General features: G+C 63.6%; 19 protein-coding genes and 1 pseudogene. 11 read left to right on the top strand and 9 right to left on the bottom strand.

Translation table 11 applies throughout. From position 1 onward, the window contains the following. Window positions 1–450, bottom strand: a 450-nt coding sequence (locus ABIE20_RS20370) for an aldehyde dehydrogenase family protein (protein WP_429506895.1), incomplete at its 3' end; no start/stop codon positions are given. Between the two features lie 150 nt (window positions 451–600). On the opposite strand from ABIE20_RS20370, the gene ABIE20_RS20365 reads away from it, so the two are divergent. Together ABIE20_RS20365 and ABIE20_RS20360 are read left to right on the top strand one after the other, a co-directional pair. Then, window positions 601–1,518 (top strand): LysR substrate-binding domain-containing protein, encoded by a 918-nt coding sequence (locus ABIE20_RS20365; RefSeq protein WP_429506893.1) that lies wholly within the window; start codon window positions 601–603, stop codon window positions 1,516–1,518. Window positions 1,519–1,597: 79 nt separating this feature from the next. Further along, the gene (locus ABIE20_RS20360; RefSeq protein ID WP_429506892.1) at window positions 1,598–2,848 is read left to right on the top strand and encodes a 2-aminoadipate transaminase; all 1,251 of its coding nucleotides are present in this window, start codon (window positions 1,598–1,600) and stop codon (window positions 2,846–2,848) included. On the opposite strand, the gene ABIE20_RS20355 is transcribed toward ABIE20_RS20360, so the two are convergent. Next, window positions 2,845–3,480 (bottom strand): ArsR/SmtB family transcription factor, encoded by a 636-nt coding sequence (locus ABIE20_RS20355; protein WP_429506891.1) that lies wholly within the window; start codon window positions 3,478–3,480, stop codon window positions 2,845–2,847. The genes ABIE20_RS20360 and ABIE20_RS20355 overlap by 4 nt on opposite strands. A gap of 75 nt (window positions 3,481–3,555) precedes the next feature. Here ABIE20_RS20355 and ABIE20_RS20350 point away from each other — a divergent pair, with 75 nt between their 5' ends. Then, window positions 3,556–4,050: a DUF2938 domain-containing protein gene (locus ABIE20_RS20350; protein WP_429506889.1), complete on the top strand. Its 495-nt coding sequence runs from the start codon at window positions 3,556–3,558 to the stop codon at window positions 4,048–4,050. A 3-nt stretch (window positions 4,051–4,053) separates the two neighbouring features. Here the strand turns inward: ABIE20_RS20350 and ABIE20_RS20345 are convergent, their stop codons facing one another. From ABIE20_RS20345 to ABIE20_RS20330, 4 genes are all read right to left on the bottom strand, one after another. Beyond that, entirely contained in the window at window positions 4,054–4,758 is a 705-nt protein-coding gene (locus ABIE20_RS20345; RefSeq protein ID WP_429506888.1) for an anti-sigma factor, read from the bottom strand. After that, complete coding sequence (locus tag ABIE20_RS20340) at window positions 4,755–5,282, bottom strand: sigma-70 family RNA polymerase sigma factor (protein ID WP_429506887.1); 528 nt, start codon at window positions 5,280–5,282, stop codon at window positions 4,755–4,757. Before ABIE20_RS20340 ends, ABIE20_RS20345 begins: the two co-directional genes overlap by 4 nt. A 56-nt stretch (window positions 5,283–5,338) precedes the next feature. After that, window positions 5,339–5,872, bottom strand: coding sequence for a DUF3455 domain-containing protein (locus ABIE20_RS20335; protein ID WP_429506886.1), 534 nt, complete (start codon window positions 5,870–5,872; stop codon window positions 5,339–5,341). A gap of 110 nt (window positions 5,873–5,982) precedes the next feature. After that, window positions 5,983–6,270 (bottom strand): hypothetical protein, encoded by a 288-nt coding sequence (locus tag ABIE20_RS20330; RefSeq protein ID WP_429506884.1) that lies wholly within the window; start codon window positions 6,268–6,270, stop codon window positions 5,983–5,985. A 173-nt stretch (window positions 6,271–6,443) separates the two neighbouring features. On the opposite strand from ABIE20_RS20330, the gene ABIE20_RS20325 reads away from it, so the two are divergent. Further along, entirely contained in the window at window positions 6,444–6,875 is a 432-nt protein-coding gene (locus ABIE20_RS20325) for a hypothetical protein (protein WP_429506883.1), read from the top strand. A 100-nt stretch (window positions 6,876–6,975) separates the two neighbouring features. Here ABIE20_RS20325 and ABIE20_RS20320 read toward each other — a convergent pair whose 3' ends face one another. Then, a complete protein-coding gene (locus ABIE20_RS20320; RefSeq protein WP_429506882.1) occupies window positions 6,976–7,920 on the bottom strand; it encodes a LysR family transcriptional regulator in 945 nt (314 codons plus the stop codon). 83 nt (window positions 7,921–8,003) lie between these two features. Here ABIE20_RS20320 and ABIE20_RS20315 point away from each other — a divergent pair, with 83 nt between their 5' ends. The 6 genes and pseudogenes from ABIE20_RS20315 (at window position 8,004) to ABIE20_RS20290 (ending at window position 15,463) form a co-directional block, all read left to right on the top strand. After that, window positions 8,004–9,056 carry a Gfo/Idh/MocA family protein gene (locus tag ABIE20_RS20315; protein WP_429506880.1) on the top strand — a complete coding sequence of 351 codons (1,053 nt, stop codon included), beginning with the start codon at window positions 8,004–8,006 and terminating at the stop codon, window positions 9,054–9,056. 53 nt (window positions 9,057–9,109) lie between these two features. Beyond that, window positions 9,110–9,906, top strand: a pseudogene (locus tag ABIE20_RS20310) (MFS transporter). Then, window positions 9,903–10,358, top strand: a complete 456-nt coding sequence (gene aroQ / locus ABIE20_RS20305) for a type II 3-dehydroquinate dehydratase (RefSeq protein ID WP_429506879.1) — start codon at window positions 9,903–9,905, stop codon at window positions 10,356–10,358. Before ABIE20_RS20310 ends, aroQ begins: the two are co-directional and overlap by 4 nt. Next, window positions 10,355–11,521: a Gfo/Idh/MocA family protein gene (locus ABIE20_RS20300; protein ID WP_429506877.1), complete on the top strand. Its 1,167-nt coding sequence runs from the start codon at window positions 10,355–10,357 to the stop codon at window positions 11,519–11,521. Before aroQ ends, ABIE20_RS20300 begins: the two co-directional genes overlap by 4 nt. Window positions 11,522–11,696: 175 nt before the next feature. Continuing rightward, window positions 11,697–14,330: a T6SS effector BTH_I2691 family protein gene (locus tag ABIE20_RS20295; protein ID WP_429506875.1), complete on the top strand. Its 2,634-nt coding sequence runs from the start codon at window positions 11,697–11,699 to the stop codon at window positions 14,328–14,330. Beyond that, window positions 14,330–15,463: a DUF6708 domain-containing protein gene (locus ABIE20_RS20290; protein WP_429506874.1), complete on the top strand. Its 1,134-nt coding sequence runs from the start codon at window positions 14,330–14,332 to the stop codon at window positions 15,461–15,463. The genes ABIE20_RS20295 and ABIE20_RS20290 overlap by 1 nt, the downstream gene beginning before the upstream one ends. A 37-nt stretch (window positions 15,464–15,500) precedes the next feature. Here the strand turns inward: ABIE20_RS20290 and dsdC are convergent, their stop codons facing one another. Both dsdC and ABIE20_RS20280 read right to left on the bottom strand, forming a co-directional pair. Beyond that, the gene (dsdC, locus tag ABIE20_RS20285) at window positions 15,501–16,436 is read right to left on the bottom strand and encodes a DNA-binding transcriptional regulator DsdC (protein WP_429506872.1); all 936 of its coding nucleotides are present in this window, start codon (window positions 16,434–16,436) and stop codon (window positions 15,501–15,503) included. A 2-nt stretch (window positions 16,437–16,438) separates the two neighbouring features. Continuing rightward, the gene (locus ABIE20_RS20280; RefSeq protein ID WP_429506871.1) at window positions 16,439–17,791 is read right to left on the bottom strand and encodes a D-serine ammonia-lyase; all 1,353 of its coding nucleotides are present in this window, start codon (window positions 17,789–17,791) and stop codon (window positions 16,439–16,441) included. A gap of 174 nt (window positions 17,792–17,965) precedes the next feature. Between ABIE20_RS20280 and fusA the strand changes: the two genes are divergently transcribed. Further along, window positions 17,966–20,071, top strand: coding sequence for an elongation factor G (gene fusA / locus ABIE20_RS20275; protein ID WP_429506870.1), 2,106 nt, complete (start codon window positions 17,966–17,968; stop codon window positions 20,069–20,071). Window positions 20,072–20,186: the final 115 nt, after the last annotated feature.

Below are 20,186 nucleotides of genomic sequence, written 5' to 3'. Positions count from 1 at the left end.
GTTGAAGGCGCTGATGACACCGACCACGCCCAGCGGGTGCCAGGTTTCACGCATGTGGTGGCCCGGGCGCTCGGAGGCGATGGTCAGGCCGTACAGCTGACGCGACAGACCGACGGCGAAATCGCAGATGTCGATCATTTCCTGCACTTCGCCCAGGCCTTCCTGGGTGATCTTGCCGGCTTCGATCGACACCAGTTCGCCGAGCTCGGCCTTGTATTTACGCAGCACTTCGCCGAACAGCCGCACCAGTTCGCCACGCCGTGGTGCCGGCACATTGCGCCAGTGCACAAAGGCTGCGTGGGCGGCGTCGATCCGGCGAGTTACCGCCGCTTTGTCTTCCAGGGTAAGCGCTGCGATCTGGCTGCCGTCGATGGGCGTAAAAACAGCATGAGTGCCGCCGATATATAAACTTTCAGGCACGCCCAAACGGGTAAGTAGTTCAGCAACCATCTTATTATTCTCCTACAGCGGATACGGGTTGAAATCGTTGATGCAGGTCAGTATTAATCTATAGGGCCGCTGCTCACAAACGACCTTTTAGAAGCACATGATTCCATAACAGAATGACCTCATCTCTTTTTCGCCAGGTTGACCTCGCCCATGTCCAAACGCCTGATGCCTTCCACCACCGCCCTGCAGTGCTTCGAAGCCGCCGCCCGGCACCTGAGTTTTACCCGTGCAGCCCAAGAGCTGCACCTGACCCAGAGCGCGGTGAGCAAGCAGGTCGCGCAGCTTGAAGAAATGCTCTCGCACCCGCTGTTCCAGCGCATCCGCCGGCGCCTGCACCTGACCCCGGCCGGCGCCCTGTACCTGGCCGAGGTGAACAAGATCCTGGTGCAACTGGACATGTCCAGCCGCTACATCCTCAGCTACGGCGGCGAAACCGAGGTGCTGCGCATCGCCACCCAGCCGACCTTCGGCGAGCGCTGGCTGGTGCCCAACCTCAAGGGCTTCGGCGAGCGTCATCCGCGTATTCACCTGGACATCCGCAACGAGCTGGAACCCTTCGACCTGGTCCAGGCCAAGGCCGATATCGCCTTCTTTTTCGGCCAGGGCACCTGGCCCGGGGCAACCTGCATCGAACTGTTCAAGGAGCAGGTGGTGCCGGTGTGTGCGCCAGAACTGCTAGCCCGGCAGCGCTTCGACAACGCCGAATCACTCACCGAACATCGCCTTCTGCAGTGCACCTCGCGGCCCGAGGCCTGGCATGAATGGCTCCTTGGCCAGGGCCTGCACAGCCAGAACAGCTACCACGGCCCGCGTTTCGACACCTTCTACATGTGCATCCGCGCCGCCCAGGCCGGTTGCGGCATCGCCCTGATCCCGCGCTACCTGGTGGCCGAAGAGCTGGCCGAGGGCAAGCTGGTGATCCCCTGGAACCACCCGAAAACCAGTGAGGGCTCGCACTTTATCGCCCACGCCGAGCACGCTGCCGAGGTGCCCAAGGTCCGCGCCTTTGTCGAGTGGATTGCTGAACGGCTGCGCTTGGCCGGTCAAGTTCCCGACTTCAAGGAATGATTGCAATCCTTTATTTCGTTTGCACTGAATAACCGCGGCTCGCTTAGATAATAAGAAACTGCAGCGAGGCCGCGGGCAAATGAGTCACGAAACTATCAGCCAGTCTATTTCCGTAGTTCACCCCATTACACTGTCACACGGTAAAAACGCGGAAATCTGGGACACTAACGGCAAACGTTATATTGATTTCGTTGGCGGTATTGGCGTGTTGAACCTGGGCCATTGTCACCCGCGGATTGTCGCTGCCATCCAGCAGCAGGCCACGCGCCTGACCCACTATGCCTTCAACGCCGCCGGGCATGAGCCTTACATCGAACTGATGAACCGGCTGGCGCAGTTCGTGCCGGTGTCCTATCCGCTTAGTGGCATGCTCACCAACAGCGGTGCGGAAGCGGCCGAAAACGCCCTGAAGATCGCCCGTGGCGCCACCGGCAAGACCGCGATCATCGCCTTCGATGGCGGCTTTCATGGCCGCACCCTGGCGACCCTCAACCTCAACGGCAAGGTGGCGCCCTACAAGCAGCGCGTCGGCGTACTACCGGGGCCGGTGTATCACCTGCCCTACCCCAGCCAGGACAGCGGAGTCACCACCGAGCAGGCGCTCAAGGCCATGCAGCGCCTGTTCAGCGTCGAGATCGACGTCAATGAGGTCGCCGCCTTCATCGTCGAACCGGTGCAGGGCGAGGCCGGCTTCCTGGCTATGGAACCTGCCTTTGCCCAGGCCTTGCGCAGCTTCTGCGACCAGCACGGCATCCTGCTCATCATCGATGAGATCCAGTCAGGTTTTGGCCGTACCGGCCAGCGCTTCGCCTTCCCGCGCCTGGGCATCGAGCCGGACTTGCTGTTGCTGGCCAAGAGCATTGCCGGCGGCATGCCGCTGGGCGCGGTGGTCGGGCGCAAGGCGCTGGTCGACAACCTGCCCAAAGGCGGCCTGGGCGGCACCTATTCCGGCAACCCGATGGCCTGCGCCGCCGCGCTGGCGACCCTGGATGAGATGAGCGATGCCAACCTGGCAACCTGGGGCGAACAGCAGGAAGCCGCGCTGCTCAGGCGCTTTGAGCGCTGGCAGGCCAACAAACTTTCACCTTGCCTGGGCCGCCTGACCGGCACCGGCGCCATGCGCGGCATCGAGCTGGTCAACGCCGATGGCAGCCCGGCCACGGCGCAGCTGGCGCACCTGCTGGCAGCCGCCAGGAGCGCCGGCCTGCTGCTGATGCCCAGCGGCAAGGCAAGGCACATCATCCGCCTGCTGGCACCGCTGACCATCGAGCCTGAGGTGCTGGAAGAAGGCCTGGATATCCTCGAACGCTGCCTCGGCGAACTGGCTTAACCCTGCAGCGGCCCGGGCCACTGCTCAACGCCCGGAAGGTAGTGACGCGCCCTGAAGCCCCCGGCTTTCAGGGCCGTCACCGCATCGCGGGAAAACACGCACCAGGGCCCGCGGCAATAGGCGACCACTTCCTGGCTGGCCGGCAATTCACCCAGGCGCTGCTGCAATTCGCTGAATGGGATATTGATCGCTCCCGGCAAATGCCCCTGGGCAAATTCCTCGGCCGGGCGTACGTCGAGCAAGGTCACACTGTGCTCCTGCAAACGCTCGAGCAACTCCTCCCTGCTGATTCCTTCCAGGTGTTCAGGCGCGCTCACGCTGTCGCTCATCAGCTCGCGGATCGCCGCGCGGTTGAACGCGGCCAATTGGCCGAGCGCCGCCAGCACCTCGGCGATCGGCCCGGCGCTGAGCCGGTAGAGCACGCGCTTGCCATCGCGGCGGGTCTGCACGAAGCCGGCGCGACGCAAGTGCTGCAGGTGCTGGGAAGCATTGGCCACCGACAGCTCGCATTGCTCGGCCAATTGCTCGACCGCAAGCTCGCCGCCGGCGATCTGTTCGAGCAGGTTAAGGCGATGGGCGTGGCCCAGGGTCCGCGCCAGTTCGGCGATGTGTTGGTGTTGCAGGGTTTTCATATCGGTCATTGACAGGAAGGTAGCATTGGCTAATCATTCAATCAATCTATTTAATGTTTTCGAATGGAGTTCGCAATGCTTGAAGGACTAACCCTTGCGCTACTGATTGGCGTGACCGCCACTGCCCTTGCCGACCTCTGGTCGTTGTTCCAGCAGCGCGTACTGGGCATGGCCGGCCCGAACTGGGGATTGGTCGGACGCTGGATCGGCCATATGCCGCGCGGGCAGTTCGCCCATCAGAGCATCGCCAAGGCGCCTGCGCTGGCCAACGAACGGCTGATTGGCTGGAGCGCGCATTACCTTATCGGGGTGATATTCGCCGCTTTGCTGCTCGCCCTTTGTGGACTGGAGTGGGCGCAGCAGCCGCGCTTCGTTCCAGCGTTCGCGCTTGGCCTGGCGACCGTGGCGGCGCCCTACCTGATCATGCAGCCCGGCATGGGTGCCGGTGTCTTTGCTTCGAAAACCCCCAAGCCGAACGTGGCACGGGCACGCAGCCTGCTGGCTCACGGGGTGTTCGGCGTGGCCTTGTACCTGGCCGGGTGGTTCTGGGCTGCCGTGCTGCAGGCTTAAGCGTCAGAGCACCTTCACCGCCCGCCCGATGAACTGGATCGGCCCGGTCGGCTTGCCGGTGGCAGAGCCATTGCGTCCTTCCAGGGTCAGTTCGAACAGTTGGTCGGTTTCCAGTGGCGGCAGGCTGTCGAGCGGCACCTGCAGCGTTTGCCCGGGCTCGACCAGGCCCAGCGATACGGGGGCCTGCCAGTCCTTGCCCTTGGTCCAGAACTGCAGGGCCTTGTCCTCGGGCACTTCAACCACGCCCAACGGGATCAGGCGGATACTCTGGCGGTCGCTGGCCTGAATCACCCAGCCAGGCGATTTATCCAGCGGCGCGACCAGCACCACCAAATAACCTGGTGCCTGCACCGGCACTTCCCGGGTCAGCAACACGCTGCCCAGTACCAGGGTTGCTGCCAGCCCCGCCGCACTCAGGCCGCGCCACAATGGCAGGTGATTCCACCACGACGTCGGTGCGCCGATGGAGGCATCGCCAAGGCTGCGCTCGATCCGCCACCATACGCTGGCAGGTGGTGCGTGTGCCGGCGCCAGCGCACCCAGTGGCTCCAGCCGCTGCTCCCAGGCATCCACCGCCGCACGCAACTGGGCATCATGGCCAAGACGCTGTTCAACCTCGGTACGCGGCCCGGCGGCCAGGGTACCCAGCACATACTCGGCAGCCAGGGCGTCCAGTTCATCCTGGGCGTCGTCATGCTCGTCATTCATCCCATGCACTCCCGCAAGGCGGCCAGGCTGCGTTTGACCCAGGCCTTCACCGTGCCCAGCGGCGCGCCCAGCCTGGCGGCAATTTCAGCATGGGAAAAGCCATCGACATAGGCATGCAGGATACAGGCGCGGCGCTCTGGCAGCAGTTGCTCCAGGCACTGGTAGAGACGCGTCGACTGCAGGCTGGCCTCCAGCCCCTCGCCGGTTTCATCCGCCTGTGCCGAGTGCGGCGCGTCGCGCTGGCGCCTGCGCAGGTCATTGAGCGCCAGGTGCCGGGTCACGCTGAAGATCCAGCCTCGGGCACTGCCACGTTGCGCATCGTAACTTGCGGCACCGGCCCAGATGCGTAAAAAGGCATCGTGCAGCAGGTCTTCGGCTATCGCCGGTTCACGCACCAGGCGCAGCAACACGCCGTACAGCCGTGGGCCCTCCTGCTGGTACAGGCGCTGCAGCGCCTGGCGGTCGCCGCGTGCGCAGGCCGCCAGGTGGGCTTCATAGTCGAACAGGTGCTCGGGCAAGGTCACAGTGCTGGCCGTGGTCAGGGAACTCCTGTGCAGCGTAGACGAGTTTGCCGGGGCCTTTACTGCGCGGCCCAGAAGATGTAGTCGGCCTGGTACTTGACCACCTCGCGGCTGCCTTTTTGCGCAGCGCCGCAGGCGCTGGCCGGCGCTACTCCTCCCTTGAGGGCGACGCGCTGGATATAGGTGACGCCCGTCATCGCCCCCTGGCCTTCGGCGGGGTTGGCCTTGACCAGTTGGTACGGCAGGTTGCCCGGGCTCGATGGCGCCACCGCCAACTGCGTACCAGTGACTTTAGAGCCGTCGTTGGCCTGCCAGGTGGCCGGTGGCCCGAAATAGCTGCCGACCGCCTGGCCGCTGCGATCATTGAGCACTGCCTTGGGCCCGACAAACACCCACTCGGTTTGTTCGGGGCTGTCGACCTTGGCCCGGCACTCGTAGGTCACCTCGCCGACGCCGACGGTTTCCAGGGCGATCTTGTGCCCGTCGGGCACCTTGATGCTGTCCGGTACGGCACTGTGGGCAATCGGCATCAACAACAGGCAGGTGCCGGCCAGGCAGGCACGGGCCAGGGTAAAGACAGGTTTGGCGTTCATCGTCGGCTCTCCAGAAGGTAATCGGCTCGGCAGCGTCGAAGGCTGCTACAGGTACTACCCGGCGGATCGCAATCTGGATGCAGGTTGATGAAAATAAAGTGGCTGTAGGCTTACAGCCCCAGCTCTTGAGGAGTCAGCATGTCGCTCTCAAAGGCGATCCAGCCACCTTCCAGTTCGGCATGGCCGTTGACGATCGGGCCGTAATAGCTCAGGCCGCTATCCAGGGTCACGCAGATGTGCGTCGCTTTGTCCGGAGCGGCCAGGGCACCGACAAAGTGGACCTTCTTCAGCGTCTCGGTAACGGCTTCAAGACCCACCCGAATTGCAACGTTTTCCACGGCTTCAACGTCTTCATGCAGGTCGTCGCTGACGGTTACGGTGGCTGTGTAGTTGTACATGGTCGAACTCCAACGACAATTCTATCGGCGTCTGCTGACGCTCACGGGCGCATAGGGTAATGGAGCCGCCCGGAAAAAGCCCGCGCCCATCGACGAGACGACGCACGAAGGTACCCTCGGCCCTCCCCGGCTGGTATTGTGCCCCCCGGTAAAAACCTGTCAGAGGAATGACATTGAGTGCTGAACAGAACCTGACCTCGGACATGTTCGAGGTCGACAAGCGCCTGGGGCTCAAGCCCGTGGTGGATTTCAACAACTACCTGAGCAGAGCCTTCGGTGACGGCCCGTGCACCTGCATCCGCTGCCGCACCAGCGGCGGTGACGAAACGGGCTATGAGTACCAGCACACCTTCGTTCTCGACGGCCAGACGCTCAACCGGCGCTTTGCCAACACCGCGGGCAGCGATGTGCTCAATGCACTGAAGAAGGCCTGGCTTTCGTACACCAAGGCCGACCTGCCGGCGCTGGGCGCGCTGGACCTGAGCGCAGTGAAAGGCTTTGTTGAACCGCAGTTGCACAAACGCCTGCTGCCGCTGTTCCTGGCCAGCGGCCTGGTGCGTGAAATCGACGGGCAGTGGATGCTGCAGGTTCAAGCCGGCGACTGAGTGCTTGGGGCTGCTTGCGCAACCCATCGCCGGCAAGGCCTGCTCCCACAGTGTTGAGCCTGCACAGCACCTGTGGGAGTTGGCCTGCCCGCGATGCCCCTCAGCCACCCACCGCCAACGCAAACGGCCCTTGCGCCAGTTGCTCACGCAAGAACGCCACGCAACTGCGGACCTTCGCCGAACTGCCCGAACGCGCCGCCGTCACCGCCCAGACATCCGCCGGCTGGTGATACGCCGGCAACACCCTGACCAATGATCCGTCCTGCAAACTGGCGGCCACGTCCCAGTACGAAGCCATGATGATGCCGTGCCCGTCCATCGCCCATTGGCGCACGATGTCGCTGTGGTTGGAGGCCATGGGCCCGGTGACCTTGACCGTTTCCGGCCCGCCCGGGCCGAGCAGTCGCCACACGCCAAAGCGATCGTCGCGGCTGCGAAACAGCAGGCAGTCATGCTGGGCCAGTTCCGCCGGCACCCGCACCGGGCCGCGCCGCGCCAGGTACTCTGGCGACGCTGCCAGCACCCGCGTGTTCTCGGCAATACGATGGGCAATCAGGTGTTTTTCCTGCACCTCGCCAACGCGGATGTCGATATCGAAATTCTCGCCGATCAGGTCGACGCGCCGGTCGAGCAACTCCAGCCAGATATCCAGGGTCGGGTAGCGCTTGCGCAGCAGCGACAGGATCGGCGCGATGTGCTCGCGGCCCAGGCGCAGGCTGGTGCTGATGCGCAAGGTGCCGCGCGGTTCGCTGTGGGCGCCAGACAACGACTCAAGCATCGACTCGACGTTCTCGAGGATCTTCTGCGCCCAGATGAACGCCGCCTCGCCATCGCTGGTGATATTGACCCGCCGCGTGGTGCGGTTGAACAGCTTGACCCCCAGTAGCGCCTCAAGGGTGGCGATGCGCTTGCTGACGTGGGCCGGCGACAGGCCGATCTCGGTGGCCGCAGCGATGAAGCTTGAGCGCCGCGCCACTTCGCAGAACAACTGCAGGTCGCGCAGCAGCGGGTCATTATTCGCTAATAGCGCATTCTGATTCTTCATCTGGCCCGATTATCTCCTGGGACTTTTTTATTAGCCTCTCACAAAACCGCTGTCGCGGTCCGCATAACAATAACGAGAGCGCCATGAACAAACTCCGCATCGCCGTCGCCGGCGCCGGCCTGATCGGCCGCAGGCATATCGAACTGATCCAGGCCAGCACCGAGTGCGAACTGGCCGCCCTGGTCGACCCGGCCCCGGCCGCCGCCGAGCTGGCGGCCAGCCACGGCGTTGCCCTCTACCCTGGCCTTGCGCAACTGTTCGCCGAGCAGCGCCCGGACGGGGTGATCCTCGCCACGCCCAATCACCTGCATGTCGAAGGCGCCCTGGCCTGCGTTGAACACGGCGTTGCCGCGCTGATCGAAAAGCCCGTGGCGCACACCCTGGAGCAAGGCAAGCGCCTGCTGGCCATCGCCGAGCAAACAGGTGCGCGGCTGCTGGTCGGCCATCACCGCGCCCACAGCGCAATCCTCGCCAAGGCCCGCGAGGTGATTGGCGAAGGCCTGCTCGGCAACCTGGTGGCAGTGATGGGCAGCGCGCTGTTCTACAAGCCCGACGACTACTTCGACGCAGCGCCTTGGCGCCGGCAGGTCGGCGGCGGGCCGGTGCTGATCAACATGATCCACGAGATCGGCAACCTGCGTTCGCTGTGTGGCGAGATCGTCGCCGTGCAGGCCCAGGCCTCCAGCGCCACCCGCGGCTTTGCCGTGGAAGACAGCGTCGCCATCAGCCTGCGCTTTGCCAGCGGCGCCCTCGGCACCTTCCTGCTCTCCGATACCGCCGCCTGCGCCCGCAGTTGGGAGCAGACCGTACGGGAGAACCTCGATTACCCCAGCTACGACGATGAAGATTGCTACGTGATCTGCGGCACCCAGGGCACGCTGTCGATCCCGACCATGCGCCTGAAGTACTACCAGCAGCGTAGCGAGCGCTCGTGGTGGAAACCCTTCGCCACCGCCGTGGCGCCGCTGCAAAGTGCCGACCCGCTGGCCCGCCAGCTGGCGCACTTCTGCCGGGTGGTTCGTGGCGAACAAGCGCCGCTGGTCAGCGTGCGCGACGGCCTGCGCAACCTGCAGATCGTCGAAGCCATCAGCAGCGCCGCGCGCAGCGGCCAGATCGTCGACACCAAAAGCCTCTGAAGCCTTTTATCCAGCCCTACCGCTCCAAAACAACAACAAACGGAGACAGACAGATGGCCAACCATCCCCAAGGGCTGCATGCAGCCCGGCAAACCAAGCAAGCCACGGCCAGCGGCTGGGTCGGCTCGGCGCTCGAGTACTACGACTTCTTCATTTATGCCCAGGCTGCGGCGCTGATTTTCCCGCAGATCTTCTCGGCTACTGGGCGCCAGTGCTACTGGTGGTGCTGCGCCTGGTCCAGGGCTTTGCCGTGGCCGGGGAATTCGCCGGCGCCAGCTCGATGATCCTCGAACATGCGCCGCCCGGGCGTCGTGGCTTTTACGCAAGTTTCACATTGCAGGGCGTGCAGGCCGGCCAGGTGCTGGCGGCGGCGATCTTCCTGCCGCTGGCCTATTTCATGCCCGAAGAGGCCTTCAACAGCTGGGGCTGGCGCATCCCCTTCCTGCTCAGTGCCGCCGTGTTGCTGGCAGCGTTCATCATCCGCCGCGAGGTCGAGGAGCCGGTGGCGTTTACCCAGAAAGTCGCCCAGGTGGTGCGCCAGCGCTCGCCCATCGGTGAAGCCTTCAAGCACAGCTGGCGCGGCATGCTGGTGGTGCTCGGGGTGTCCATGATCACCGCCCTGCTGCCGGCGCTGTTTACCGCCGTGGCGCCGCCTGGCTCCGACAACGTGCCGCTGCTGATCGGCGCCATCACCTGCCTGGTCACTGCGCTGTCGGCCATCGCCGCCTGGAGCGCCCCGGAAACCCACCGCACGCCCATCGACCAGCTCGGCAAGGCCGACGCGGTGAGCCTGGACAAACCCACCTACGACGCCCTGCGCGCCAACGCCCTGACTGGAAACCAGCCATGAATACCCTGCTCGTGCTCAACGGTCCCAACCTGAACATGCTCGGCCTGCGCCAACCCGAGGTCTATGGCCGCGAAACCCTGGCCGATGTCGAAAGCCTCTGCCAGCAGGCGGCCAGCCGCCTGGAACTGAAGCTTGAATTCCAGCAGACCAACCACGAAGGGCAAATGATCGACTGGATTCACCAGGCCCGTGGCCGGGTCGCCGCAATCGTCATCAACCCCGGGGCCTGGACCCACACCTCGGTGGCGATTCATGACGCGCTGATTGCCGCCGAGGTGCCGGTGATCGAGGTGCATATCTCCAACGTTCACCGCCGCGAAGCCTTCCGCCACCACTCCTATGTGTCGCTGGTGGCCAAGGCGGTACTGGCCGGCTTCGGCACCCACGGCTACGTGCTGGCCATCGAACATTTTGCCCGCGAACTCAAGCACGCCAACGGAGGCGCCCAATGAAAACCATGGCCAACCCACAACATCGACTGCGCCTGGGCTTTGTCGGCGGCGGCCTGGAGTCGTCGATCGGTTCGACTCACCGCTACGCGGCGTCCCTGGACGGCCATTACCAGCTGGTCGCCGGGGTCTTCGCCCGCGACCCTGAGCGCAACCTGGCCGCAGCCCAGGCCTACGGTGTGGCGCCAGAGCGTGCCTATGCCGATTTTGAAGCCATGGCCAAGGCCGAAGCCGCCCGCGCAGACGGCATCCAGGTGGTGGCGATCATGGCGCCCAATGCCGTGCATGTACCGGCGAGCCTTGCGTTTCTCGAGCACGGCATCGACGTCATCTGCGACAAGCCGCTGGCGGCGAACCTTGCCCAGGCCAATGCCCTGCTCGAACAGGTTCGACGAGGCCCGGCCCTGCACCTGCTGACCCACAACTACAGCGGCTACCCGTTGATTCGCGAAGCCCGCGAACTGATCGCCCGAGGCGCGATTGGCGAAGTGCGCCTGGTGCAGGTCGAGCACGCCAGCGCCTTCGGCACCCACCCACTGGAGCAGCAAGGGGTCAAGGCCCTGGCCTGGCGCATCGACCCCAGCCAGGCCGGCGCTTCGTCGGTGCTGGCCGATGTTGGCGTGCATGCCCATCAGCTACTGCGCTTTGTCACAGGCCAGGAAGTCAGCCAGGTCTCGGCCGAGCTCAGCACCCTGGTACCGGGCCGCGCCTCGGACGACAACGCCCACGTCAAACTGCGCCTGAGCGGCGGCGGCCGTGGCCTGCTGTGGGCAAGCTTCGTCGCCGCCGGCCAGCGCCATGGCTTGCAGATACGAATCTTTGGTTCGAGCGGCTCGCTGTACTGGCACCAGGAACAACCCGAGCGCCTCGAACTGCGCCACCAGGACCAGCCGCACCAGGTGCTGCGCCGGGGCGAAAGCTGGCTTAGCGAAGCCGCCAGGCAAGCCACGCGAATCAAGGCCGGCCAGCCCGAAGGCCTGCTCGAAGCCTTCGCCAACATCTACAGCGACGCCGCCGAACTGATCAGGGCCCGCCGCGAACAGCGCGCCCCGGCGCCCTTGGCACGCCTGTGCCCGACCGCTGAAGACGGCCTGCGCGGGATGGCGTTTATCGAGGCGTGTGTGCAGTCGGATCGCCAGGAGGGGCGCTGGATCGAAGTGCAGTAGTCTCCCACCGTCAGAGAAGCAGTCCCAATTACACTCACAGAATTTTCCCACATAACTTTGGGACTGCCGGACCAAGACACACTGCAGCATTTCCCCTTAAGGTCTGCGCCTTGTGACAAGGACGCTTCACTGCGAGCAGGCAAGCCTGCTTCAGCGACTTACTCAAGGAGGCTTGATGCTGACCCGGGAAATACTGGACGACATCGCACGCAGAAGTTACAGCGACCCGCTCGACCGCGAGCCGGTAGTTCATTGCACCCGTACCTTCACCGTATTACCGCTGCGCTATGCCGTGGTCGGCGGCAGCGCTTCACGACGCAAAGCATTGCCGGAGCTGCCCGACCACCTTCGCCATCCGCACCACGCGGTAGACCTGAGCCAGGCCAGCTACGCCATCCGGCCACTGCGCGAAGGCTTTCTTTACCTCATGGAAAAACGTCGGAGCACGGGTCGATATACCTTGCGCTCGCCTTGGCGCATTGCCGCCAATGGCTCCCTCACCGTGATGGATCCGGAGCACCCCTGGGCCCCTCCACCGCCAGCGTTCGATCCACAGGCCGTGCTGCGCGGCATCGTCTGGACGCTCACCATACATGAGCTCGACGACCTCCTGGAGCTACGCCTGTTCTACAGTCCCGACCCGTTGACAGCGGCCGCCCAGCAAGCCCTGCTGCGCCAGCGCAATGCCCCACTGGCCCTCGACATTGGCAGGTTCGTCGGGCCCTCCTGCACAATTCCCGAGCCCCATGTGCTGACCTACGGCCAGCTCGACCTGGTCGCCGATTTTGCCGCTGAACGCGACCCGGCACTGCGCAACCTGCTTGACGCACAGTTGTTCGCAACCGAACAGGTGGTCAGGTTTACCGCATCGCGCAGCCTGCTCATGCCCGCACCCGGTAAGCCCAGGCCACGCGGGGTTGCGATTGTGGTCGAAGATGCCATCGGCATTACCCAGACGCTCAATGCCTGGCGCAATGGCGCGCTGGAGCACCTCAAGGACTGGCTCGAACACAGCCAGCGTGACGCCGAAGGCAAACCCGGGCCCAGCAATGAGCGCAAAGTACTGGTGGCGCAAGCGTTTACCGAACTGCAAAAGAACTTCAGCGAGCGCAAGGTTGCCGCCCTGACAAAACACCACAGTGACGCCATGCGCGAGCAACTCCAGGGCGCTGACAATGCACTGTTGCCCGGCATGGACCGTGACTGGTGGGAGGGTGTCAAGCAAGGCGCACTTGAATACCAGACACGAACCAAGCGCAGTGAACTGGAGGCCCGGGCGCAGCGCGGCGAGTTCAGCAAGCTGTTCGAGGAGCGCTACCTGCCGCGGGTCAACGTCGACGCCATGCGAGTGCAATTGGGCTGGTTCGAGACCGAAAGCCGCGAGGCCCAACGCCTGGCGGACGCGCGCGCCGCTGATCACCTGGCCTGGCTGCAGCACCCGCACTTGCTTGATGCCCTGGCCCACTACGATCAGGACGACCTCAACAGTGGGCTGTGCTTCGCTCACCAGACCGGCCTGTGCGTAGTCGGCATGGAAGGCGTATCCGCCGGTGCTCAGCTACTGGGCCAGTGGTGGCGCGCCGAGACGATCGAGCCAGGCAATCTAGCCCTGCGTTCGTTTGTCTACAACCAGCGGAGTATCGAGCAAGTGCTCCAGCAAACCCGAATCCAGCTTTCCCGTTCGCCGGAAGGCGACGATTGGCAGCAGCTGGAATCCGGACTCAAACTCAGCAAGGAACTGGCCGCCCAGTTCAGTCGGGTCGACGGCCACCTTGAACTGATCGCCCAGCATGGTCATATCAACAGCGCTGGAGCCCTGGCCTGGCTAGGACAACTGGGCCGCGAAACATTGCGCGCGGGGACGCCCAGCCACCTCGACAGAGCCTTGCACCGCCGCTTGAGTAGTTACCTGGTCGCCTCGCTTGGCGAGCAGGCGCTGAACCTGCGGATGGCCGAACATGCCGCTGCCGGCCACTCTCCATCACCCGGCCGAGTCGCCGCACCTATCACCCGGCGCCTAGATCAGGCCTATGTGCGCAACCTCACCGAAGCCCACAGCAATGCCTTCTACCGATTGCGCATCAGCAGCGGCTTGTTGTTGCTCGAAGCCAGCCTGTTGCTGCTGCAAGGCCGTCGCCACGACAAGGACCAACGCTTCTGGAGCGAAGTCTCGGCCGCCGGCCTGACCAGCGCAGCGGCGGGTCTGGAACTGCTGGCCGTGGGCACCGAGCAGGCACTGGCGAGTGTCGGGCAAAACAGTGTGACCGCGCGTGGGGCGCAGATTAGTTTGGGGCGGTATCGATTGTGGGGAGCGGGGTTGGCGACTGTGGGTGGGTTGGTAAGTGTTTGGTGGGACCTCACAGATAGCATAAAGTCGTTTGAGAAGAGCCCCGATCTAATGAGCTCTAGAGACAGTATGCTAGGTGCTGCTTACGGCATTCGAATGTTTGCCACAATTACCCTCCTAAGTGCCCAAGGTGGAGTTGCCTTTTCCCAAGCGAGTGCATATTTCAATTTGCTTTCGATACAGGCGAGCAGAAGAGGAAAAGAACTTTATTTTTTAACATTAACCCAGTGGTCCACCCGCTTGGCAGCAAACCGTGCAGCGATGCTCTTGCTTAGTCGAATGGGCTGGGGGGGTGGGGTTATCGTGCTTGCCACTACAATTCTGCTGTTAATCTTGGATGGGGATGCGTTGGAAAAATGGTGTGACCGCTGCTGTTTCCGACTCAACACAGAAACCAAACAATACAACAACACTAAAGAAGAGCTTTTCGCATTATTTGAAGCAATAGAAGAGGCAGAGTAATGTACTTCTTCGAATGGGGCTGCTGGCAAATGCACTTGGACCCAGAGGACGCCCAAAAAAACCATAAAACACTTGACAGGAAAATTGAAACCAAACGAAACACACACTACGAAAGTGAAGACGACGAGGAGCAAGCCGCATCTTGCCAGTGTGTTAGCCAGACACCTCATAGCCGAGGGCCTATCTACGTACTCAACGACACCTTATTGGAAATGCGCTGCGGTATAGGAGAAGCAAAACGCGGCTTGGTTTCCATTATTACGTTAGGAATACTCTTAATCACAACAAAATCGACAATTGCCGCAGCAACATTTTCTCTTCAAGCCGCAGGTCATTCCCAAAACCCAGACACAGCTTCCTGGGGGGCGCTATTTCCGGCAACATTCTTTACCTCCATCGCAGTGACTATTACTTGGTTTTATTTCAGATATGGATTTCGCTTTTCTCGGCTGGAAATGTTCACCTCCCGCCATTTGCTGATCCGTTTCAACCGCAAGACCCAGCAGGTTTACCTGCATCGCCCCAGTTATTGCGGAGGCATCATGACCCTACCGTGGAAAGGCGTCACCTCCTCCGGCGCTGGCGAACGCTATTCGATAGCCGGTGGTGTGGGTGTACCGCTGTTTCTCTACTGGTCGGCACGGGTGACCGACACCCTGCACCCAGTAAGTGTCTGGGTCGGCAAGGCCGGTAACAACCAGGCAGAACTGCGCGATGAGTGGGAGTTTATCCGCCGCTTCATGGATGAAGGTCCGCAGAGCCTGCCACGCCCGCGCATCACCTCACATTTCCCCTGGCCCTGGCAGGCTTTTACGCCGCAATTCGAAGGGTTGACCCAGTACTTTCGGCATGCGTCGCGGGGCATCAAGGTCGGGCTGCTGCTGATCTGGCCAGCATTCGTGATTATCGGCCTGGGCCACTGGGCAAGCCTGCTGCTGTGCTGGAAACCGCGCTGGCCAAAACTGATCCGCCAGGCCGGCCTGCCCGGTAAGCCGGTCCCGCCGCAAACCACCTTGGCCAGCTATCCGGCGCACATCCAGGAACGTCTGCGTGCCAATGCACATCTGTGGGCGGTACGCCCGGGCAAGCGTCCGGAAAAGAAGCCGAAAACAGGCGCCCGAAAGCAAACGTGAAACCTATGCCTGTAGCGTTGATGCGACTTGAAGCAGCTCAGCGGTCACCCACTTGTGCCTGCAACCACTCAATCATCACCCTTAAACGCAGCGGTAACCTCTCCCGCGGCGGATGCACCAGGTAGTAACCCTGCCCCGCCGTCTGGCTAAAGCCCCCCAGGGGCAGGATCAACGCGCCCTGGTCGAGCAAGGGTTGCACCAGGCGCTGGCGACCGATGGCCACGCCGGCATGGTGGCTGGCGGCGGCGCTGCACAGGTCGGAGCGGTCGAAGGTCAGGTGGTTGGCGGGCAGGTGCTGTTGTACGCCCTGCTCGCTAGCCCAGCGACGCCACTCGGCGTCGAAGGCTGCGTGTTCCCAGGCCAGGGCATCGTGCAGCAAGGTGCACTGGGCCAGGCGCCCGGGGTGGTCGATCAGGCCGTGGCGTTCGGCGTACTGCGGGCTGCACACCGGGGCGACGCGCTCATCCATCAACCGCTGGCTGGCCAGCCCGGGAAACTCGCCATGGCCATACAACAAGGCCAGGTCCACCGGGCGGGTGCGAAAATCCACCGGCTCGTTGCCGGTGCGGATGTCCAGGCTGACCTGCGGATAACGCTGCTGGAAATCCGCCAGGCGCGGCACCAGCCAGTGCTGGGCCAGCGATGGCCGCACATACAGGCTCAGGGCACCGCTGACTTCTTCAGTCGACGGTTGCAGGGCTTCCTGCAGTTGCGCTTCCAAGCCTTGCAGCACTTGATAGAGCCGCTCGCCCTCAGCGGTCAGGCGAATGCGCCGGGTCAGGCGTTCGAACAGGCGCAGCGCCAGAGCCTGCTCAAGACGGGCGATGCGATGGCTGACGGCACTGGCGGTCAGGCACAGCTCCAGCGCCGCCTGGTTGAAGCTCAGGTGCCGGGCGACCGCCACAAAGGTGTGCAGGTTGGCGAACTGGGCGCCGCTCAAGCGGCTGCCAAGGCGTTCGGGCAGGTTGAGCATGGTCAGTTACCGGCAAGTTCTGCGCGGCCCCTGGCCAGGTAGCGGTCCATCTCGTCGCGCGCCACCATGCTGCCGCCAGTGCCCCACACCAGATGGGTGGCGCGGGCCATGCGCTGGTCGCTCAAGCCCAGGCGCTGACGGTAGCCTTGCTGCTCCTGCAGCACGTAGAACATACCCGCCACCCCAGCCAGCGCCGACGGCTCGAGTTCGATGCCTTCACACGCCTGCATCTGCGCCAGCTGGCGGTACAGGGTAGCGTCGCTGACGGTGTAGTAGCCGTCGATCAGGCGCTGCAGCGAGCGGCCGACAAAGCCCGAGGGCCGGCCCACCGCCAGGCCGTCGGCGGCGGTCTGGTTGTCGATGCCGAAGTCGTACACCGACACCGCGTCGTGCAGGCCGGTGTACACGCCAAGGAACATGCATGGCGAGTGGGTCGGCTCGGCGAACAGGCAATGCACCGCGTCGCCGAAGATATGCTTGAGGCCGAAGGCCACGCCGCCAGGGCCACCGCCGACGCCGCAAGGCAGATAGACGAACAGCGGGTGTTCGGCGTCCACCACGATGCCCTGCGCCGCCAACTGGCGCTGCAGGCGCTCGGCGGCCACGGCGTAACCGAGGAACAGGTTCAGCGAGTTTTCATCATCGACGAAGTGACAGTGCGCATCGCCCTCGGCCTCCTTACGGCCCTGCTCCACCGCCACGCTGTAGTCGGCGCTGTACTCGCGCACCTCGACGCCGCAGGCGCGCAGGCGCTCCTTTTTCCATTGGCGGGCATCGGCGGACATATGCACCGTGGCTTTGAAGCCCAGGCGCGCGCTGATGATGCCGATCGACAGCCCCAGGTTACCGGTGGAGCCGACCGCCACACTGTACTGGCCGAAGAACGCCCGGGCGGCATCGCTGTCGAGCTTGGCGTAGCTGTCGCCCGGTTGCAGCAGGCCGCCTTTCAGGGCCAGGTCTTCGGCATGCTTGAGCACTTCATAAATGCCGCCGCGGGCCTTGATCGAGCCGGAAATCGGCAGCAGGTTGTCGGCCTTGAGCCACATCGCGCCATTCACTGGCAATTGCTGTTCAGCGCTCAGCACCGCTTGCAACGCGTGCAGCGGCACCAACGGCGATTCGATGATGCCGGCGCTGGCCGAGGTTTCAGGGAACGCCGAGGCGATGAACGGGGCGAAGCGCTCGAGCCGGGCACTGGCCTCACGGATATCCGCGGCCGTCAGCGCTACGTCAGCGAGGGCCTCGACGCTCGGCGCCAGCGCCGGGTTGAACCAGCAGGTCGGGCGCAACGCCACCAGATCTGCGATCAACGGATGACTTTGGCACCAGGCAGTAACGGATTTTTCCAGCGGCATTGTGCGGCTCCATGAGGCGAATGGCACGATTAAGCGTCAGCGCCTGGCGCTTTACAACCGATGGTTGCTCACGCCATGGCTGAACCCGCTTCAGCCATGGCCCGCCGTGCAAGCCGGCGCACTTCTGCTACCTTGGGAATACCCTCTTCTTGTGCATCACACAGGTGACCCCTCATGGCGCGCACCACCCCCATCGAGCTGTACCGCAACATCGGCATCGTCGCCCATGTTGACGCCGGCAAAACCACCACCACCGAACGCATCCTGTTTTACACCGGGGTCAACCACAAGATGGGCGAGGTGCACGACGGCGCCGCGACCATGGATTGGATGGCCCAGGAGCAGGAACGCGGCATCACCATCACTTCGGCGGCGACCACGGCGTTCTGGCAGGGCTCGACCAAGCAGTTCCCCGACAGGTACCGCTTCAACATCATCGACACCCCCGGCCACGTCGACTTCACCATCGAGGTCGAGCGCTCGCTGCGCGTGCTAGACGGCGCGGTGGTGGTGTTCAGCGGCGCCGACGGCGTCGAGCCGCAATCGGAGACGGTCTGGCGCCAGGCCAACAAGTACCATGTGCCGCGCCTGGCCTACGTCAACAAGATGGACCGCCAGGGCGCGGACTTCCTGCGCGTGGTCAAGCAGATCGATCAGCGCCTGGGCCACCACCCGGTGCCGATCCAGTTGTCGATCGGTGCCGAGGAACACTTCGCCGGGCAGATCGACCTGGTGAAGATGAAAGCCATCTACTGGAACGACGACGACCAGGGCACCAGCTACCGCGAAGAAGAGATTCCCGCCGACATGCTCGCGCTTGCCAACGAATGGCGCGCGCACATGATCGAGGCCGCCGCCGAGGCCAATGACGAGTTCATGGAGCTGTACCTCAACGGCCAGGAACTGAGCAACGAGCAGATCAAGGCCGGCCTGCGCCAGCGCACCCTGGCCAACCAGATCGTCCCGGCGATCTGCGGCTCGTCGTTCAAGAACAAAGGCGTGCCGCTGATGCTCGACGCGGTCATCGACTACCTGCCGGCGCCGTCGGAAATCCCGGCGATCAACGGCACCGACCCGGACCACGAAGACAAGCACCTGGAGCGTCACGCCGACGACAACGAACCGTTCTCGGCGCTGGCGTTCAAGATCGCCACCGACCCCTTCGTCGGCACCCTGACTTTCGCCCGGGTCTACTCCGGCGTGCTCAGCTCCGGCAACGCCGTGCTCAACTCGGTCAAGGGCAAAAAAGAGCGGATCGGGCGCATGGTGCAGATGCACGCCAACCAGCGCGCCGAAATCAAGGACGTGTGCGCCGGCGACATCGCCGCGCTGATCGGCATGAAGGACGTCACCACCGGCGACACCCTCTGTGACATCAACCAGCCGATCATCCTCGAGCGCATGGACTTCCCCGACCCGGTAATCTCGGTGGCGGTCGAGCCGAAAACCAAGGCCGACCAGGAGAAAATGGGCATCGCCCTGAGCAAGCTGGCCCAGGAAGACCCGTCGTTTCGCGTGCGCACCGACGAAGAGACGGCGCAGACGATCATCTCCGGCATGGGCGAGTTGCACCTGGACATCATCGTCGACCGCATGCGCCGCGAGTTCGGCGTCGAGGCCAATATCGGCAAGCCGCAGGTGGCCTACCGCGAGAAGATCCGCAACACCTGCGAGATCGAAGGCAAGTTCGTTCGCCAGTCGGGCGGACGCGGCCAGTACGGCCATTGCTGGATCCGCTTCGCTCCGGGCGATGAAGGCAAGGAGGGCCTGGAGTTCGTCAACGAAGTGGTCGGCGGCGTGGTGCCGCGCGAGTACATCCCGGCGATCCAGAAAGGCATCGAAGAGCAGATGCACAACGGCGTGCTGGCCGGCTATCCGCTGATTGGCCTCAAGGCCACGGTGTTCGACGGCTCGTACCACGACGTCGACTCCAACGAAATGGCCTTCAAGGTCGCCGCCTCCATGGCCACCAAGCAACTGGCGCAAAAAGGCGGCGCGGTGCTGCTGGAGCCGGTAATGAAGGTCGAAGTGGTGACCCCCGAGGAATACCAGGGCGACATCATGGGCGACCTCAGCCGACGCCGCGGGATGATCCAGGAAGGCGGCGAAACCCCGGCGGGCAAGGTAGTGCGCGCTGAAGTGCCGCTGGGCGAGATGTTCGGCTACTCCACGCAGATGCGCTCCATGACCCAGGGCCGCGCCAGCTACACCATGGAGTTCACCAAGTACGCCGAAGCGCCGGCGAGCATCAGTGACGCGATTATCAAGAAACAGGGCTGATACGGCGACCGCTTCACGGTCGATCGCCGGCAAGGCCGGCGATGGGGTGCGCAGCAGCCCCACCTCGAACAAAAGCCGATTGAACTCCCACCCCTGCCGCCCTATCCCAATGCTT

It is taken from the genome of Pseudomonas sp. 2835 (assembly GCF_050435905.1).
GTDB lineage: Bacteria > Pseudomonadota > Gammaproteobacteria > Pseudomonadales > Pseudomonadaceae > Aquipseudomonas.
Note: the sequence above shows the minus strand (reverse complement) of the source record. Positions and strands in the feature narration are given on the sequence as shown.